General features: G+C 69.0%; 11 protein-coding genes and 2 pseudogenes. 6 read left to right on the top strand and 7 right to left on the bottom strand.

Annotated features, from left to right (window positions below; genetic code table 11):
• The first annotated feature begins 223 nt into the window (after nucleotides 1–223).
• The 3 genes from AB0F71_RS25060 (at nucleotide 224) to AB0F71_RS25050 (ending at nucleotide 4,948) form a co-directional block, all read left to right on the top strand.
• The gene (locus AB0F71_RS25060) at nucleotides 224–1,420 is read left to right on the top strand and encodes a hypothetical protein (RefSeq protein ID WP_360238247.1); all 1,197 of its coding nucleotides are present in this window, start codon (nucleotides 224–226) and stop codon (nucleotides 1,418–1,420) included.
• A gap of 345 nt (nucleotides 1,421–1,765) precedes the next feature.
• Nucleotides 1,766–3,082 (top strand): site-specific integrase, encoded by a 1,317-nt coding sequence (locus AB0F71_RS25055; protein WP_360238245.1) that lies wholly within the window; start codon nucleotides 1,766–1,768, stop codon nucleotides 3,080–3,082.
• Nucleotides 3,083–3,787: 705 nt separating this feature from the next.
• A complete protein-coding gene (locus AB0F71_RS25050) occupies nucleotides 3,788–4,948 on the top strand; it encodes a tyrosine-type recombinase/integrase (protein WP_360238243.1) in 1,161 nt (386 codons plus the stop codon).
• Between the two features lie 20 nt (nucleotides 4,949–4,968).
• Here the strand turns inward: AB0F71_RS25050 and AB0F71_RS25045 are convergent, their stop codons facing one another.
• Entirely contained in the window at nucleotides 4,969–6,294 is a 1,326-nt protein-coding gene (locus AB0F71_RS25045; protein ID WP_360238241.1) for a hypothetical protein, read from the bottom strand.
• A 47-nt stretch (nucleotides 6,295–6,341) separates the two neighbouring features.
• Nucleotides 6,342–8,579: a hypothetical protein gene (locus AB0F71_RS25040; RefSeq protein ID WP_360238239.1), complete on the bottom strand. Its 2,238-nt coding sequence runs from the start codon at nucleotides 8,577–8,579 to the stop codon at nucleotides 6,342–6,344.
• A 374-nt stretch (nucleotides 8,580–8,953) separates the two neighbouring features.
• On the opposite strand from AB0F71_RS25040, the gene AB0F71_RS25035 reads away from it, so the two are divergent.
• Nucleotides 8,954–9,997, top strand: a complete 1,044-nt coding sequence (locus AB0F71_RS25035) for a hypothetical protein (protein WP_360238237.1) — start codon at nucleotides 8,954–8,956, stop codon at nucleotides 9,995–9,997.
• A 103-nt stretch (nucleotides 9,998–10,100) separates the two neighbouring features.
• Here the strand turns inward: AB0F71_RS25035 and AB0F71_RS25030 are convergent, their stop codons facing one another.
• The 4 genes from AB0F71_RS25030 to AB0F71_RS25015 all read right to left on the bottom strand — a co-directional run bounded on the left by AB0F71_RS25030 (nucleotide 10,101) and on the right by AB0F71_RS25015 (nucleotide 15,927).
• Entirely contained in the window at nucleotides 10,101–10,781 is a 681-nt protein-coding gene (locus AB0F71_RS25030) for a hypothetical protein (RefSeq protein ID WP_360238235.1), read from the bottom strand.
• A gap of 46 nt (nucleotides 10,782–10,827) precedes the next feature.
• Nucleotides 10,828–13,383, bottom strand: a complete 2,556-nt coding sequence (locus tag AB0F71_RS25025) for a hypothetical protein (RefSeq protein ID WP_360238233.1) — start codon at nucleotides 13,381–13,383, stop codon at nucleotides 10,828–10,830.
• 67 nt (nucleotides 13,384–13,450) lie between these two features.
• A complete protein-coding gene (locus AB0F71_RS25020; protein WP_360238231.1) occupies nucleotides 13,451–13,993 on the bottom strand; it encodes a hypothetical protein in 543 nt (180 codons plus the stop codon).
• 476 nt (nucleotides 13,994–14,469) lie between these two features.
• Nucleotides 14,470–15,927, bottom strand: coding sequence for a hypothetical protein (locus AB0F71_RS25015; protein ID WP_360238229.1), 1,458 nt, complete (start codon nucleotides 15,925–15,927; stop codon nucleotides 14,470–14,472).
• A 152-nt stretch (nucleotides 15,928–16,079) separates the two neighbouring features.
• Between AB0F71_RS25015 and AB0F71_RS25010 the strand changes: the two are divergent.
• Nucleotides 16,080–17,054: pseudogene (locus AB0F71_RS25010) on the top strand (AbgT family transporter); the annotation flags it as partial.
• A gap of 50 nt (nucleotides 17,055–17,104) precedes the next feature.
• Nucleotides 17,105–18,268, top strand: coding sequence for a M20 family metallopeptidase (locus AB0F71_RS25005; protein WP_360238227.1), 1,164 nt, complete (start codon nucleotides 17,105–17,107; stop codon nucleotides 18,266–18,268).
• A gap of 63 nt (nucleotides 18,269–18,331) precedes the next feature.
• On the opposite strand, the pseudogene AB0F71_RS25000 reads toward AB0F71_RS25005, so the two are convergent.
• A pseudogene (locus AB0F71_RS25000) lies at nucleotides 18,332–18,798 on the bottom strand (galactose-1-phosphate uridylyltransferase); the annotation flags it as partial.
• Between the last annotated feature and the right edge of the window lie 52 nt (nucleotides 18,799–18,850).

The following is an 18,850-nucleotide window of genomic DNA, read 5'->3' as shown; positions in this document are numbered from 1 at the left end:
ACGCCGTCGGCAGAGGGTTTTGGCGCGCCACTCTCAGCCGGCCCACCGCCGCCCTCGACAATGGGCAGCACCCTGACCTGTACAGACAGAAAGTTGATCAAGATTCCGGGGAAGATCCGTGCGTCATCGTTCCATCACCTCGGCCTTGCTCAGCGCCGCCGGCATCTGTTCGCATCGCTCCGCCCGACGATGTGGCCTCCACCTTCCTGACGATGCACCAGACTTGTTAGCGAACGCTCGAGCAGGCCCACGCAGAGACTCCGGAGGCAGAGCCCCCTTTACCCGCTACAGCATCGACCCCGCACGACACGAGCTGATCGCCACCTGGGGAACGGGCGAGGGCGATCTCGCCACCCGCACCGCCTCCCTCCCCGCCGAGGCCGAGACCTCCGTACTCCTGGGCCTGGCCCGCGCGCTCACCCAGCTGTCCGAGGCCGCGTGGCGCACCTACACGCATCCCGCCAGCGCCGCCGGCTCCCTGGAGCCCAACACCGAGGGCTGGCGCCGCGAGGAGGAACGCAAGCACTTCGCCGAGGTCGCAGACGCGATCGCCAAGCCGAACCTCCCCAGCGGCGGCTCGATGGTCGTCTCCTACTGCCGCCTGATCGAATCCGCGAATCGTGTCGGCCGCGCCCTGCACGAGCTCGACGACTCCGAGCTCGACGAGGCCGTACTCGCCGAGGCCGCCACCGAACTCGCCGCCGTTGAGAGCGCCGAACTCGGCGACCTGACCGGCCGCGCCCAGCAGGCCGTGCTCCTCAGCCGGAAAGACGCCTCCCCCGTCCAGGTCGCCGCAGCCAACAGCCTCCTGGAGCAGGACCCGTTCGGGCCGGCCGAGCTCGTCTCCGATATCGACCCGACCGCCGCCGCCGCGGCGCACTGGCTCGCCGCCGCGGCCGAGGTCACCGCCGAAGCCTCCGGTCAGAACCCCACCCAGGTCGTCCTCGAAGCCGACAACATCGAAGCCCTCCCCCACGAGACCCCCACCCTCGTCCTCGGCCTCCTCGAAGACGGTGCCACCCCGCACGACGCCGTAACCGGCCTCGTGCGCCACGCGATGCACATCACCGACGGCCTCCTGCCCGACCCCACCGCCCTGCGCGAACAGCTCGACGAGTTGGAGGAGACCGTCTCCGAGTACACCGGCGACGAGGAGGCCGACCTCACCAATGTCGCACTGCGGCTCACCCCCTTGGACCCCAGGCGGCCGGCCCGCGACCTCCTCGAAGACCTCCTCACCGGCATTTACGGCTGCTGTCTCCTCCACAGCGAGTACGAAGAGCTCGACGACGAGGACGACCTCGACGGTGACGTAGAGGACTGGGACGACGAGCAGGCCGAGCAGTACCAGCGGCGCAGCCGCGAGCGTTTCGCCCAGCTCGTCCGCGAAACCGCCGCACACCGCGACCGGCTCATCTGACCTCGCTCGTACGCGCCCCGCAGCTCCGACTGGACGTAGTCGATCACCTACGGTGACTTCGAACCCGCGGTGGCATTCCTGGGCTCCCTCCTGCTTCTGGTCACTCTCCGCGACGAGAAGCAGGAGCGGGCCGCCGCAGTGGGCCCTCCATCCCGGCAACGGAACCGTCCCCCGGTCGGCGGCGTCCCCGATTGCCGCTCAGAAGACGGCTCGGCCGCGACCACCGTGCGCTCACCAGCGCTGGAATCGGCGCTTGACCTGCGACGATCCCTTGGCGCGGCGTCAAGGGCGGCCCGGGGCGAGACTGAGGGAAACCCCTCCGCACGAGCCCTTGAGGCGATCACCATGCCGACCTCGATCCACGACCGTGGCCGCGTCTACCGGCGCTGCGGGTGCCGCGATACCCAGCGTCGACAGCTCGGCGCCCGCTGCCCCCACCTCTCCGCCGATCCCGGCCACGGCACCTGGACGTACGCCGTCGACGTCCCCTGGCCTGACCAGCGCCGCCACACCGTGCGCCGCGGCGGCTACCCCAACGAGGACGCGGCCCGCAACGACCTGCGCCGCTTCCTCGACGGCCACGCCTACGGCTACAACCCCGACCCCCGCCAGACTCTCGGCGACTACCTGATCGCCTGGCTCGCCGCCCAGGAGCTACGACTCAAGCCCACCACACTGGCCCGCTACCGCGCCTACGTCCACCAGGACCTCATCCCCGCCCTCGGATACATCCTCCTCGACAACCTCGCCTACGAACACATCGACCACTACGCCCGCGCCCAGCTCAAAGCCGGCCGCGGCCGCGTCACCGTCCACCGCATCCTCGCCACGCTCTCCAGCGCCCTCGGCGCGGCCGTCATCCGCCACCGCCTCGGCCACAACCCCGCCAAACCCGCCGTCGTCCCCCGACCACCCACGCCCGAGCGCCGGATCTGGACGCCCGACGAGGCGGTCCGCTTCCTGGAGTACGCGCACGAGCACGACCCGCTGTTCGCCCACCTCGTCGAGCTGATCATCAACACCGGCATGCGCAAGGGCGAAGCCCTGGGCCTGCACTGGGACGACGTCCACCTCGACGAGGGCGTCCTGTTCGTCCGCTACACCCTCTCCTCCGTCGACAACCATTACACCGTCCTCACCGCCCCCAAGACCACCAGCAGCCTCACCTGGATCGCCATCAACAACCGCGCCCGCCGAGCCCTCGAAGACCAGGCCGACCACCACTTCCTCGGCCTCGCCATCCCCGCCCACGGCTACGTCTTCCAACGCCACGGCCGCCCCCTCGACCCCCACTACGTCCTCAACCACTTCCACAAACTGTGCGACCAGGCCGACGTCCCCCGCATCGCCGTCCACGACCTGCGCCACCTCGCCACCACCCTCGCGCTCAACGGCGGCGTCCCCTTCGTGATCGTGTCCAAGACGCTGCGTCACCGGACCCTGTCGACGACCGCGAACATCTACAGCCACCTCAACCGCCAGGCAGCCCGAGAAGCCGTCGACGCAATCGCCCGCCTCCTCGACAGCGCCGAACTCGCCCTTCACACCGCCCAACGAGCGGACCGGCCACGGAATCTGATCGCCCAGTTCCGCGACCACCTCACCAACCGCCAACGCCGAACCCACCGCGAACGCCCAGCTCACGCACCCATTCCGCTGTGACCAGTGCGACCACCATGCGACCACCAGCTGACAAAACGCCAGAAAGGCCGCTCCCGCCAGAAGCGGAAACGGCCTACGACCTGCGAAAACGCTGGTCGGGACGACAGGATTTGAACCTGCGACCCCTTGACCCCCAATGCTCAACTACCATGGAACAGACGGGAGTTAGATGTCTTTGACGAGTGCGGCGCGGCGAAGAGATGACAGTTCGCCAATGTTTACTTTGTGCATGAGCGCCCGTTTTCGCCCATCCGCGTTCATGAGCGCTCATCGGGTGCGGTCCCAAAGTGGTCCCAGGGCCAGCGACCCCGCAGCAGCTACTGCCGGTGACCGAGATCTGTCGGTCCTTCAGCAAGCACCGCCGTACGATCCCGACAGCCGCTGTGTCGACGGCGCTGGCCGGCTCGCAGGTCCGGTTCCTGCGGGCGGATCATGGTCGCTTACCCGCTGGCTGCGGATGGTGATCTTCCGGGCGGTGTGTCTTCTTGAGCGTGTCTTCGCCGTCTGGTTCTGAATGCTTCGCGCACCGCCCCGCACGCTCTGCCGCCACACCCGACACGGCAGCCACTCTTACCTCAGAGGCACCACCCAGTCCGAGACAAGGGGAAGCTCATGGGACAGCGTGCGCAGCGTGGTCGGGTGTACCGGCGGTGTGGTTGTTCGGACGGTCACGGGAGGCAGTTGGGTCCGTGGTGTGTGCGGTTGTTGGAGGAGGCGGGTCACGGGTCGTGGACGTACTGCGTCGACCTGGCCCCGGAGGACGGGAAGCGAAAGACCCGTCGGCGCGGTGGGTTCGCCACCCGCGCCGAGGCGGTCCGGGAGATGAAGGCGGTGCTGAACGGCGAGCTGCGCGGGGTGTACGAGGACCGTCGCGTCACGGTGGGGAGCTTCCTGCGGCAGTGGCTGGCCGTGAAGAAGGAGGAGCTCGCGCCGAACACCTACGCCGGCTACGAGGCGTGCGTGGAGCGGGATCTGATCCCCGCCTTCGGCCACAATCGGCTGCCCGACCTGCGCCCCAAGCACATCGAGTGCTGGATCGCCGACCAGCGCAAGGCCAAGCGCGGCAAGGTCACCGTCTACCGGATCGTCTCCACCCTGCGCAACACCCTCAACCACGCGGTGCGTTCCTGGGGGCTGCGCTACAACCCCGCCAAACACTCCGTCCCCGCCCGGCCCCGCGCCGAAGAGCGCACCTGCTGGACCCCCGACGAGGCCGCCACCTTCCTGCGCCACAACACGGAGCACTACGCCGACCAGCTGACCGACCTCTTTGAGGTCATGCTCGGCACCGGCATGCGCCGCGGCGAGATCCTCGCCCTGCACTGGTCCGACGTCCACCTCATGGACCGCAAGCTCTACGTCCGCTGGACCCTCGCCGCCATCGACAACGGAAAGATCCACCTCCGCGAGCCCAAGACCGAGGCCGGCCGCGCCTGGATCAGCCTCTCCGCCAGAGTCATGGCCGCCCTCCACCGCCAAGCCGCCATCCAGATGAACGCCCACCCGGAAGGCAGGCTGGAGGGCCTCGTCTTCGCCAAGCCGGACGGCCTGCCGCTGCGGCCTCAGTGGGTCCTCGACCAGCTCCGCAAGCGCACCACCGAACTCGGACTCCCCCGCATCGGCCTGCACGACCTGCGCCACACCGCCGCCAGCATCATGATCGCCGAGAACATCCCCATCGCCGTCGTCTCCAAGACCCTCCGGCACTCCACCCTCGCCCTCACGGTCAACCTCTACGGCCACCTCCTCAAGGACTCCGCCGACGAAGCCGTCACGGCACTCGCCTCCGCCCTCGACCGGGCGGACGCCCACGTGGCGAGCCCGGCCGACCCCGCCACCGGTTATCGCTTCGGACAGGCGGCGTGAGCCAGCAGGTACTCCTCGCGTCAGGCCCTCGTACCCGGCCGAGGATCAGCGGACTCCGAATCTCCGGAGCGAGCCTCCTCGGCCGGGTCCTCTGCCGTGTCTGGCTGGAGGAGTTCGAGAAGGTCCTGCGCTGCCCAGTCCGGCAGGGTGACCGCCGCTGGGACCGGGAGCTGGGCATCACGCCGCAGGGATTCCTCCTCGAAGATGGCTTCGGTGAGCCAGGCGAACGTGTCGTCGTCGAGCATGTCGGGGTGACAGGCGGCTGCGTCCGCGAGCCGCTCGGCGTCGGGGAAGGCGACCGAAGCGGCCCCCGGCAAGCTGCCGTTGCCCGCGGCGCGGGCGACGGCGCGGCGAGCCGCAGTCTCGTACCAGCCGGATCCCCACCATTCGCCGACCGACTCGGTGCGCGAGCCGTGCAGGGTGAGCAGCCGCAGGACGGCCTCGGGTCCGAGGGTTTCGTCGGCGGTCTGCCACAGGTCGATCTGGCGGTGGATGGAGGCGAGGATCGGGACCCAGACTTCCTCGAAGACGTCGCTGAGCGCGCTGCCGTCTGCGAGCCGGCGGGCGGGTGCGGTGAGGGCCAGGCGTACGGCCGGCCAGTCGACGCCTTCGGGATGGACGTGGGGCAGGACGCCGCGGGTGGCGGCGATGTTGGCGCGGGCCATCGTGATGTCGCGGATCTTGAAGTGCCATTCCTCGACGTCGCTCTCGCGGCGCCAGCACCATTCGGCGATGCCGCGCGCCGCCGCCGATGGAACCGGGTCCGGGACGATCAGCGGGTAGGTGCGCAGTCCGGCGCCGGCCCGCCAGGAGAAGTCCTCGCCGAGTGCCTTGATGGCCTCCGATCCGTCGTCTCCGACCCGGTGGCGGCTGATCGCGTCGTGGATGGTGTCCGCCCACAGCAGCAGAACCAGATCGTGGCGCAGATCCCGGGCTTGTTCGGGAACGTGGATGCGGGTGGCGTCCAGGAGCCCGGCCTCGGCGAAGGCACGGCGTGCGGCCTCGGCCTTGGCGCCCTGAGTGGGGTGTGTGCTCAGGTCGATGGTGAGGGGCTCGTCGAGTGGGCACAGCGGGGGCAGGCTGTCGTCCCAGTCCCAGTCCCAGTGCTCGGTCGGGTCGTCGACGGTGAGCAGGGCGTCGGCGGGGTTCCAGGTGACGCCGATGTGGAAGTTCGAGCGGGAGAACTCCCGGTAGAAGGACCCGGTTCCGGGCTCGTCGTCCTCGTCCGTCTCGTCCCAGAGTTCGCCCTCCGCCCAGCCGGCCTGGCGAAGCGGTGCGGTGAGCCGAGCGAGCAGCCTGGGGCCGGTGGCGTGCGGCGACAGGGTGTCGCGCGTTGTGCTGGTCATGGGTGGCCTGTTCAGTGCGTTCGCGTGCGGGGTGTTGCGCGGTTGGGTCATGGGGTGTCGCGTCCGGCTGCTTCCGCCTTCACCTGCAGCTCGCCGACGATGCGCCGCCAGCGCCGTGCTCCGCTCGTGTACCAGTGGTCTTCGCCGGAAGGTCGCCAGTCGGCGAGTTCACGGAGCTGTTGGGTGATCGTTTCGGTGTCGAGGCGGTCGCGGCCGCCTCGCCTGGGGTCGAGTGTCTGCGCGATGTCGTGGAGCCGGTGGGCGGCCCGGTAGTAGGACAGCTGGGTGTCGGTCAGACGGCGAACGGCGTAGCCGTGGCACTTGCTGCACCAGTCGTAGCCGTTGTCGTCGAGCAGGTCGGCGGCGGTCAGCAGGTCGTCGCCGGCGACGACGCCGCGTTCGCGGGAGTGGGCGCAGAACGGCGAGTGGCCCTTGCCCTGGATCCGAGGGTCGGCGTTGGTGGTGTAGACCTGCACGTCGGCGAGGACGCCGAGCGGGATGCCGCTGCCTCCGCTGCGCCATCGGTCGGCATCCGGGGCCTCGAACGGTTCGAGGTCCAGGTCCTCGGCGTGGGTCAGCAGCCCCAGCCACACCGGCTGGGGAAGTGTGCGGGAGCGGCCGTGGTCGTCGTAGCCGCCGTCCAGCGTCCTCAGGTCCCGCACGCCGCGGGCCATGGCGAGCAGGCGCAGGTTTCGCTCCGCGTTCTGGCGCTCGTACCCGAGCCAGGCCGCTCGCGTGGCGCCCTGTGCCAGGCCGAGGTCCTCGCCGAAGAGCGGGTCGTGCGCACTGCGCGGGTACTGCGGCCAGAGGCTCCCCTGGCCTTCGGGCCTGGGGCCGACCTCGCGGGCCCATGGTTCGATCACGTCGGCGGGGAGGTCCGCTGTGCCGGCGAGGAGGAAGCACTGCCATCCGCGGGCCAGGCGCTTCTCGATCACCGGCAGGGGCACAACTTCGGCGCCACCGTCCGTCGAGAAGACGGTGTACAGCTCGTCCGCGGCTGCGGGCCGAATCGAACGCAGCAGGCGCAGATGCTCCGCGGTGAGCGGCTGGCGTCCGTGGACCGGGGTGTCATCGAAGATCCCGGGCCGGATCGGGCTCGCCGAAGGCGCGGTGATGATGGTCGGCCTGTCCTGGTGGGCTTCGCAGTCAAGGCGGTGGGAGCGGGACAGGAGCCGGTCGGCGATGAGCCGGGGCACGCGCAGCGTGAGGGTGCGGCCCGCCCAGTCGGCGTCGGCGAGGTGGGTGATCAGCACCCCGGTCGTCCAGTCGTCCAGGTCCAGGAGGAAGCCGTGCTCGCGCCAGGGCGGTGTGGGGTCTTCCTTGACCTCGGGCAGGCGTACGGACACCCACTGCAGGGCGTCGTGCGCCGAGGACGTGACCGCGTCCCGAACCTGGACTTCCCAGGAGGCGACGAGTCCGTCGACCGCGGCTCGGGTTTCGGCATACCCCTTCCGATTGGGGCGGATGCCGCGGGTGGGATCGGCGACGCAGGTGCGCGCACCCGGCCCCTCCCAGCCGCGTCCGGCTTCGCCCTGCCACTCGCGCCAGAGCGCCTTCAGTCGCGCACCGACTTCCTTACCGGTCCCGATGGCGCTGAACGCCACCTCCTCGCTGGGGAGTTCGGGCTCCTCCATGGCCGCCGCGGCAGCGGCCGCAACGAGCCCTTCGGAGTCGACGAACAGCGCAGCCTGAGCCCGCAGGACCTCCAGGTACTGCTGCTTCGCGGCGAGCTTCGGCTCCGCCCACGACGCCAGCCAGGGGAACAGGGTGACGCTGGCCTGGGCCAGGTGGAGGCTCGTAGCCGCGCCGCGCCAGGTGGACAGCACGCTCTCCCACAGGCGCTTCGCCTCGTCGCGCGCTTCCCGGTCCTCCTCATCCGGCTCCTCATCGTCCTCGGAGGCAGCAGCGGCCGGCTCGAAGGGCTCGGTGCGCAGCAGGGCCGCGGCGGACTGGACCTCCTCCTGCTCCCAGCAGTCATCGGGGTCCGGTGCCGTGTACTGCCGCAGCTGGTACAGCAGCCCCAGGCCGCCCAGCGCTCGCAGGAAGATGCCGAGGCCACTGGTCGGTGATGCCCACTGTCCGGACTCCGCGCAGTGCGAGCACATCCGGCCGATCGTCTCGGCGTTCAGCGGCACCCGGGACATCGTGATGTCTCGGGTGCGCAGCTGGGTACAGGTCGTGCCGGCGTGGAGCTTGGCGTTCTTGCTCCTGGCCGAGCGGACCGCGATGGGCGCGTCCTGGAACGGGCCGAGCGGCACATCGGCGGTGAGCGGGCTGTCGAGCACGTGACTCCCCTATCGGTCTCGGCTTGCGAGCCTAGATGAGGGCACCGACAAGGTCAGCCGAAAACGCTGTTCCCACATGCGCCCTGCAGACGACAGCAAGCGGCCCTGCCTGACCGGTGATCTCCTGTCCGACCGGACGGTGTCGGAGCATTCCCCCGCGGTGAGCCAGCGCAGACGACCGTCCTTGGGAGAGCTCCGGCAGGTGAGGGCCAGACTGCCCGAAGGCGCACCCGAACGCCGTTCGCCGAGGCGGTCAGGGGTTGCCATTCCTACCTCGGCCCCAGGGGCGTACCCACGGCCGGTTCTGCCATCAGGCGCGGCCGTATTGTCGGAGGGTGCCGGTAGCCTCGTCTGGGGCGCAGGAAGGAGCACAGTTGGCCGGGTTCGAGATCAACCACCGTGCGATCGACGAGATGGTGTGCGAGATCAAGAAGAGTTTCGAGCAGGCGTCTCAGCGCCATCAGATCCGCGTTCCGATCGGAACGGACCTACCCGGCGGTTCCGGTGTCGAGGATGACCCTTTTCTGTCGAAGGCCCTGTTGTGGCTGGACGAACGGGCAGCAGAGCAGCGCGGGTACTTCCAGGACATGAAGGAGTTCACCGACCGCGAGCAGCTCCCGCAGGAGGAGGCAGCGGGGCTTGCCCTCCAGCTCGAGCAGCACGGCTTCGTCCGGATCTCCCGCAGCTTTGGCGGCGACGACACCGCCGTGTTCCTGGCGGACGAGGGCCGACTGGAGGTCCGGCGGCTCAAGAAGCTCGCTGGCGACCGCGTCCTGCGCGCCAACTACGTCGGCAATGCCCTCCTGCGATGGCTGCATGACCAGGGCGCCCCGGTCGGACCCGGCACGTTCACGCACGCACCCACCGCGTTCTTTGCCGGCACCGCATTCACCTGCGAGGAGGTCTTGGGCGCGGTCACCGAGCTCGTATCCGCCGGCCTCGCCCAGCGCGAAGCCGGCCACGACGGGAATGCACCGCACTTGCTGCGGATCACCGAGGGCGGCAACGCCTGCATCCGCGGCGGTCACACCGTGAGGAGCTACATGGACAGCCAGAACACCGCGCGAACTACGACGAACAACTACCATGGCACCGTGGTCAACGGTGGCATGAGCGGCGGCGTCGCCTCCACCGGCGACCACAACACAATCAACAGTGGCAACAGCATCGATGCCCAGGCCCTCGCCGACCTGGTCCAAGGCCTACGGACGGTCGCTCCGCAGCTCGGCCTGGACGCCGTCGACGCGGAGGACTACGCGGCCGACGTCGAGGCCCTCGAACGCGACGGGCGCGACCCCGAGCAGGGCGGCCGGATATGGCGCAGGATCACGCGACTGGCCGGCCCCGCGCTCACCACGGCCATCGCGACCGGCGTCGGCCAGCAGCTGATCGAACTCGGATCCGGCCTCTACAGCTGAACCAGGTGACGCGCAGGCGCCGACCGCCCCACGGTCGGCGCCTGCGCCTGCCACACCGACCGCAGCGGCCCGGCAGAGCTGCCGTCACCGCCAGTAGCGGCGATCAGCTGGGTTCCTCGTCAGCTGCCTTCTTGGGTTCGGCGTGCCTGCACAGTTGGTCGGCAACTGCCTTGTGCCCGAACTGAGCTGCTAGGGATGCGAGTTGATTGATGAGATGGGATTTCGTGTCGGTGGGCATGTCCTTGATGAGGTTCTGGAGGACTTTTGCGGTGGCAACCCAGGAGTTCGCCGGGTCGTAGGCTGATACCTCGGCGACCAGCGTGCCGAGCTGGCTGATGGATTCGGTGGACAGGTCCTGTGGGTGGCGTAGGACGAGGTGGGCCAGTGCAAGGCTCGGGTCCTCGCGCAAGGCGTCTCGCAATGAGCGACTGAGGTCGAGTTCGCGGCGGTGTTGTTCCTCCTTCAGGTTGTATTCGTGGGTGCGTCTGAGAGAGTGCAGGGCCGAGGCCAGGTCATCCGGTGTCGCCCATAGGCGTACAGAGGCCCAGCTGACGGTCACCGAGGCGTCAGGTACGGCCGCTGGAAGGCCGAGACGGGCATTGACCCGTTTCTCGACGCTCACTACGTCGGGCAGCGAATGGTCGCGCGCTATGTCGCGGATGATGTTCAGGACGTGGTCGCTCGCCGCGGCCTCGGGGTCGTGGTGTCGAGTCGCGTCGGGTGAATCGGACCAGCGGCCGGTGACCTCGAGGTGGAAGCGGTAGCACTCGGCAGCACTGGGCACGGTTCCTTGGATATGGAGTTCTCCCTCGCGTTGTTCTGGAACGGGACTACGTCTGCGGAACACCGGAGTGGCTTCCCGAGTTGGCGGGGTCCGCTTGCCTAACGCAGGTGATCAGCTCGTCGCGCAGGCGGGCGCGCTCAGTCAGTGGCTTTGTCGGCTCGGACGGCTCCCAGTGAGTGGCGAGCCGGTTGAGGCTCAGGAAGCGAACGGCACGGTTCTCGTCGGGTCCGTCGTGGACCGCCCGGGCGAAGACGTTGAACACGGCATCGCGAGCATCTGGTGCGGTGTCGGCGCCGTCCATCCACACGCTGAACGCCACGACCGCGGGATCGGGTAGGGGGTCGTGTTCGAGCGCGGTGCGCCAGCTCTGCACGATCCACGGGAGGTCGTTCTCCTTGTCCTCGCCCGCCAACAGGGATGGTGTGCCGTCTTCGTCGCTGCGGCCTGCGAGGTGGAGGAAGGCGTGGCTACCGGAGCTGCGGACCGTCGCCTTGGAGTTCGCGGCCCAGCTGCGAAGTACGCTCCTGACCTTCTTCCTCTGGTCGGGGTTGTCCCACATCTCGTTGATCGCCTTACCCACCGCGTCGGTGATCTTCTGGTTGCCACTTTCGGCCAGCGCGTCAAGCCGCAAAAGCGCCTCCCGTGGATACACCTGGCTCACCTGTCGGCACACCGCAGCCAGGGTCGCGCGCAGGGCGACGGGTTCATCCTCTTTCCGTGCCCATTCGAGGATCTTGTTCCTGACCATGCGGCCGGCACCGGCGTCCACGGCGGCGACCGATAGGAGGTCTCGGGCGTGCTCCCTGAGTACCTTTTTGGCCGACCACTGCGTTGTCACCGACTTGAGTAGTGCCACGGAGCGGGTTTTCTGGGTGTGGCGAAGGACCCACTCCGCCACGCGGTCGGCCAGTTGAAGCCCGAGATCTCCCTCGAGTTCGACGGCTTGAGTGGCGGTCCACTGCGTGAAGAGGTCGACAAGGTGGGCACGGTCCACCAGGAAGTACTCGACGACTGCCTCCGCGTATCCCTCGGAGGGCAGGGTCACGGAACCATCTGCCGAGAGCACGGCACCGATCATGTGGGTCAGCTCGATGATGCCCGGTCCCTGCTGACCGGGCCTCGGCACGGGCGTCTCCCCCAGAGCCTCCGCGAGGCTTTCCGCGGCGGGGTAGATCTTCTCGACCGGGGCGCCGTCCATGGCCGCAGCCGCGAGAAGGTAGTTGCGATGGTCACTGTCCGGGTGTCCGATGTGCCAATCGCGCAGCTGGTTGCGCCAGTCGGCGCGGGCCTCGATGACCCGGTCGATCCGCTCGTTGAAAGCAGCCTCTGCATCGTCCGCTGTCGCAGACGGGAGCAATGCGGTTGCCGGCCTGCGCTCCTCCTCCCTGATGGCGTCAGCCCAGCGCTTCACCTCGCCCGGGAGTCGGCCGGCGATCGCCTGGGCGATTCGCGGGTTGTCGATCCACAGCCCCGGATCCGCGCATTCCGGGGCGGCTGCCAGATAGGCCCGAAGAACGCTCTTCGCCTCTGCTGCCTCGAGCGTGACAGCGGCGTGGTCGCCGCCCTGCCCGACGGTCTCCCACAGTTGAGGACTGGCCAGTACGACGAGATAGGACCCGGCGTCCTTGAGGAGGGCGGTCTTCTGCAGCGAATAGCCGAGCCTGCTCACTGTGTCGCCCTCGGCCCGCAGGTCGAGGATCCAGCCCACTCCGCGCTGCCCTGCCAAGTCGTCCATAGCGAAGGGGTCGTCCGGCTCCCGCAGGAAGCGCTTGAGCGTTAGTCCCTTCCCGCTCAGGCCCCGCAGCAGGTGCAGGGCAGTGGTCTGGCGGCCAGTGCCAGTGTCTCCGATCAGGACGAGAACGTTCTCCCTGAGCAGGACAGTGGTGGCTTCTTCCTCGTTCTCGGGCGGCACGTAGACGGCGAGCTGCTCCTCCACCCAGGCCCTGCGCAGGTCGGTGTTGCGCATCCTGTTGATGATGTTCTGGAGCTGGATTCCGATCACGGTGCCGTTGTTCGCACCAGTAATGCTTTGCGTGACAGACGGTGCGGAGCTGGGTGGACGCTCGTCTGACTGCGAAGAGCCGACGTTCTCCTCGACGTTGTCATCCCCCTCGCCAAGGTCGGGTGTCTGGGCGGGGCCAACCGGCGGGCGCGAGGTCTGGGACCCGACGTCCGCGAGAAGCCGCTGCAGGCTGTCGGCGTCCGGCGGGGTGACCGTGTCCTGTGCAGGATTGCCGTATCGGGCCGCCGCCCCGAACGAATCTGCCGGCTCCTCATGTACGGAATACGCGGGTGCCGTCGTCTGCCCCGAACCCTGGACGGGGGCCTGCTCGAACCGGTCGCCGGATCGCGGTTGCCAGCCCGCAGGGCCGACCGTCTCGGGAAGGCTGTGGGTCTCCTGGCCGTCTGCCTGCATGCCCGTCGTCTCGATCGGCGACGAGTCTGCACCGGAGCCAGGATCGCGGGCGACGTCTCTGTCGGCCGCTTCTCCCGTCCGCGCCGGCGGGCTCGCGTCCACGGGAGGTGAAAGAGGTACGGCTGACCGGTCGGACTCATACGGGTCGGCCGGGCCATGGTCGGAGGGATTGAAGAGCGACCTCATGGGGCTTCTCCTGATCGTAGGCGGGCTGAGGGCCGGGGAGCGCTCGTTGGCCTGCGAGTTCAGCTCTTCATGCCCCACCGCCAATGACCGGCGCCGACATTCCGATCACGGTGGAGCCGTTGGAGACGTTCTTGAAGTCCTGGATGACCGTGCCCGTGACGATCGCCTCGCCCGCCTGCATGCCGGTCACATCACTGTCCACCTGGTCGATGCGCTGGACGACCAGAGGAGCAGACCCTTCGCGGTTCTCGCCGGTGAACGTGAACCGATGCGAGTAGATCTCCTCGATGGCCGAGCGGAGCTGGCCGAGGACATCGGTCAGCGCCGAATCACCCGGCACCACCAGAGTCGGATCCTGCTGGTAGCGCGCCAGCACCGTCCGTGCCAGGCGCAGCTCTCCGACTCGGTCGCGCAGCCGCTGCTCGTCGGCCACGAGCGGTAGGGAGACGGTGCCGACCAGTGTCGGCGGCAGGTCGGCCGTGGAGAGATCGTTCGCTTCCTGCCGCCCGTCGTGGCGATTGAGAAGAGCCTCAAGACGCTGGTACAGGAAGGTGAAGGTTGGCGGCAGAGCCGCAGCTGCCACCGCGGAAAGGCCGAGGATGTCGGACATCGGATCCCCCTGGAAAGTACGTGGGCTGATCGCCGGTAGCCATTCATACCTTCCTGGACCGGCTGGAGTGCGGCACATGCCAACGATGGCCAGATTCGCATTCCCCACAGAGGAGGATGATCGCCCACTTTTACGAACGATCGATTTCAGTTCGAATAATGAGTGCCATCTCCCGCACCAGTCACTCTCGCAACAGACGGATGGCGTGCCCATGTCCGTGCAGGAGAAACGGCAGCTCATCTGGGTGCAGGCGGATACGGGCCGCCCTCCAGGCAACTTCAGGCTCCAGCAGGCCACCAGAGGCCCGGACCAGACGCAACGCATACCAGCTCGTCATCGGAGCCAGAATCCATCGAGATAACGTCACAGCCGGAGTCTCGCACGCCGAAACGAAGGCCGAGCATGTGAATCCAGCCGATGGCCGAACTGAAAGCGCGAATTTACGCCAGTCCAACCACCCAACGAAGCCGGATCCCTCAAGGCAGTCCGTTTGGTGACCTTGATACAGGCGCAGACGGGCTCAAGTGCGGCACACGGGAGATGCTGTTCACTTGGTCGCGCGCAGTCCGTGGTGGTGCCGGCCCGCCGCTGAAAGCCGTCCTGACCTCGGCCGGGATCCCGTGCAGCAGAGCTTCCAGAGGACTACCCAACTCGCCGCGCTGGAGGCTGCGTTGCCGACTGTGCGGGACGAGGTGCGGGAGCCCGCCGGTCGAAACCGTCAGCCGGCGAACCGCATAGCCCCCCAGCACTTTGCCGCACCAGTCGAAGTCGTCGCGCGTTCCTCTCCGGTGGGTTGCACGATTGCTGCCCGTCCCAGCCGTCAGTCCGTCGTCCCGCCGGGCTCGCCCAGGACGACGCCGCCGTACACGGGGAGGTGATGGTGCAGGTGCCCTCGGCGCAGGGAAGCTGCTCCGGGGCCCCGGGATTGAAGGAGCCGTCTGCCGCCACCTCGGCGCCGGCGATGGTGACGCCGCTGGTGGCGGTGAGCGAGGGCATGCCGAGCCGCCGGGCGGAAACCGTCGTGGAGTGGTGTCGGCCCGCGTCGACCACGACCGTGATGGGCGAAGCGCCTCGGTTGAGCAGCATGGTGCGGATGCCGCCGTCTGCGGATTCGACGGCGTGGGCGGCGAGTTGGTCGGGCTGTGAGACCTGCACCGGAGGAGTCGGCCGGTGCCCATGAGCCGGGCGAAGAGCATGCCGTAGTACACGGGTTGGGCGCGGTACTGGCGGTCGCCGGTGCGGCACAGTGGCGTGTATAGGGTGCACTTGCCGTCCGTCAGGGAGCCGTGGAAGTTCGCTCCGACGAATCCGTGCTCGCCCAGCAGCATGAGGTAGTCGGCGGCCCAAAGGGCGGTCGCGTCGCTGTTGGAGACACCGGGGATTCCGCCGCAGGAAGCGGAGTTGGTCTCGCTCATCCGCAGCGGGAGGCCGACCTTCGCGGCCTCGGGGACGAGTGCGTCCAGTCGTTGGGCCTCGGTTCGGGCGGTCTGGGCCGACACCAGTGTCTCGGCCGTCCCGTGCTGTTTGTTCGCGCAGTTGGTCAGCGGGTAGAGGTGGCCGGTGAGCAGGGCGGCCTTGTCCTTGGCCCAGGGGAAGTATTCGGTGACGAAGCGCGTTCCCTCGTTGTATCCGGCGTCGTTGCCGACGAACGGCACCTTCGGCGATCCGGCCCGTACGGCGGCCAGGCAGGCCGCCGCGTCGGCGGGTTCGTCCTTCGCCGTCCAGTTCTTGGGCCGGAAGCCGTTGACGTTCCAGTGGTCGGGCTCGTTCCCGCAGGCGATGCCGACCAGCGAGGGGCCCAGGGCCTTGGTGACGGCGCTGGTGTCGGCGGTGACCTGGGCCGCGTCGAACTGGCCCTCGTTCTCGGAGTAGATGACCTTCCAGCCGGTGGCCTGGGCGAGCCGGGCCAGGGCGGAGAGTTGGCCGTCCGCCACGGGGACGTAGTGGTTGTCGACGCTTGTCCCCGCCGAAGCGCATGACGCCCGGCCCCCTCGGCCGGACGTGTGCCCGGCCCGTCAACGGTGGCAGCCGGTGACGGGCCGGGCGGCGAGGAGCGGACGGATGGTCCCGTCCGCCGGTCGGGTCAGCTGCCCCGGCACTCACCACGACCGATGTGCTGCTGTCGTCGATGTCCACGGCCGCGGCCCACGCGATCGACCCGCAGTACGTGGTGACCCCGGTGCAGAACTATTGGTTCGGGCTGGCGTCGTCTGTCCTCATGGCGCTCGTGATCACGGTGGTCGTCGAGAAGGTCCTCGCACGGCGTTCGGATCTGGAGCCCGACGAGCCCACCGCGGTCGAGGCGTCGGACGGGCCGACCACCCGGCAAAGCCAGGCGCTGCGGGTGACCGGCCTGTTCGCGCTGGGCATCACCCTGCTCCTGGTCGCGGCGATGATCCCGGCCTCCTCGCCGCTGCGCGGAGAGCACGGCGGCATCGTCAACTCGCCCGTGTTCAGCGGCATGGCACTCGTCCTCGGCGTGTTCTTCGCCCTGGTCGGCTGGGTCTACGGCCGCCGGGCTGGGACCTTCACCAGCGCCCGGGACGTCGTCTCCGCAATGGCCGAGGGCACGAAGGCCATGGCACCGACGATCGTCCTCTTCTTCGCGATCTCCCAGTTCCTCGCCTACTTCAAGTGGACGAACCTCGGCAACATCCTCGCGATCAAGGGCGCGGACGCACTGCGCGACCTGCACCTCAACGGCTGGCTCGTGCTGGTCGGCCTCGCCGTGCTGATCTCGGTGATGAACCTCGTCGTCACCAGCGGCTCCGCGCTGCGGGCACTGGTCGCCCCGGTCCTGGTCCCGATGCTGATGCTCGTAGGGATCAGCCCGCAGGCCACCCAGGCCATGTACCGGGTCGCCGACTCGGTCACCAAGTGCATCACCCCGATGAGCCCGTTCTTCATGATGGCCGTGGCCTACCTCCGGCAGTACCGCAGGAACGCCGGCATCGGCACCCTCGCCTCCTTCACCCTTCCAGTCGCCGCCGTCGCCTGGGTCGCCTGGGTCGCCTTCTTCATCCTCTGGTACCTGCTCGACATCCCCTTCGGCATCGGCTGAGCCGCCCGCCCGCTGCCCTCCCCGCACACCTTCGCAAGAGAAAGCCGATCATGACACCCGCCACAGCCACCCTCGCCGGCCGCGCCCAGGAAGTCTCCTCGGAGATCGTCACCGACATCCTGACCCTCGTCGGTCAGGAGACCAGCAGCTACGACCTGGCCCACCTGGCCGCGGGCCGGGATCTCCTGCACGACCTCGCCGTCCACCGGCTCGGTCGGCCCGGCGAGGAACACCGCCACGACGGCGGCGAGCGCGGCGACACCCTCACCCTGACCTACGCCGGCACCAGCCCCGGACACATCGCCCTGGTCGGCCACTACGACACCGTCTGGCCGACCGGCACCCTGGCCGGCTGGGCACCACCCAAGACGGACGAGGGCCGGGAGAAGCTCAGCGGGCCCGGCATCTTCGACATGAAGACCGGCCTGGCCCAGGGGATCTGGGCCCTGAAGCTGGCCCGGGAGTGCGGCGTCCCCGTCCCCACGGTCACCTTCGTGTTCAACGGTGACGAGGAGATCGGCTCCCGCTCCTCCCGCCCGGTGATCGAAGAAGTCGCGAACAAGGTCGACGCGACGTTGGTGCTGGAGCCGTCAGAGCGCGGCGCGGTCAAGACCGCCCGCAAGGGCAACGGCACCTTCCACGTCACCGCCAGCGGCGTCGAGGCGCACGCCGGCCTCGCGCCGCAGGACGGCGCCAGCGCCATCATCGCGCTGTCCGAGTTCGTGGTCGCCGCCGCGGCCGTCGCCTCCCCCGACCGGGGCACGACCATCAACACCGGCCTCATCACCGGCGGCTCCGCCACCAACGTCATCGCCGCCCTCGCCACCGCCGACATCGACATCCGCGTCAGCAGCAAGGCCGAACGCGAGCGCGTCGACGCCGAGTTGGAGGCCATCAAGGTCAGCGACCCGCGCGTCCACATCGACATCGACCACGGCTGGAACCGACCCCCGATGACCCTCAACACCGCCTCCGCCCCCCTCCTCGACCTCGCCCGCGAAGTCGCCCGGGAACAGGGCCACGACCTGCCCGCCGTCGCCGTCGGCGGCGCCAACTTCGTCGCCGCCCTCGGCCTGCCGGTGCTGTGCGGCATGGGCGCGGTCGGCGACGGCGCCCACGCCCAGGGCGAGTTCATCTACCCCGACACCGTCCCCACTCAGACCGCCCTGGTCGCCGGCCTGCTCGGACGACTGGCGGAACCGCTGCACTGCTGAACGGCGGCTCCTCCCCGTCGACGAGGCCCGGGTTTGCGACCCGGGCCTCGCGCATTCCCACGCGCGGTCGGTCCAGGCGTCCAGGACCAGGCGGGCCCGCTCGGGGCCGAGGTCGGCGAAGGAGGCGTCATGGTCGGCGGTGAAGCAGACCACCTCGCAGCGCCCGGTGCCGGGCCGTTCCACCTGCAGCGGGTCGGCGGGGCCGACGCCCTTCGCCTCGGTGTGGACGGCGAGCGAGGGGAAGCGGTTCTCGAAGACCGCCACCTGATAGTCGGCCGCCGGGATCTCGGTGGCCTTCCCCTCACCCGAGGGGCATAGCGGGCATTCGTCGGCCAGCGGGTGGTAGGTGCGCGCCTGGCAGTGGGCTGCGATGGTCACCCAGGCGCCGGTGGCGAGATCGCGGCGGACGGTGGACAGGTCGGCCACGGCCTCCAGCGGGCGCGGTCGCTGGAGGTCCGGGGCGTGGACCCGTCCAGGTCGAAATAGAGGAGTTCGCGGCCGTCCGCCAGTTCTGCGGTCGTCTTGATCACGGCTTCCCTCTCGGGACAGGGCTCGCCGCTACGGCCCCGGGCGGACATCGGC

The sequence above is a fragment of the Kitasatospora sp. NPDC028055 genome (assembly GCF_040637885.1).
Taxonomy (GTDB): Bacteria; Actinomycetota; Actinomycetes; order Streptomycetales; family Streptomycetaceae; genus Kitasatospora.
Note: the sequence above shows the minus strand (reverse complement) of the source record. Positions and strands in the feature narration are given on the sequence as shown.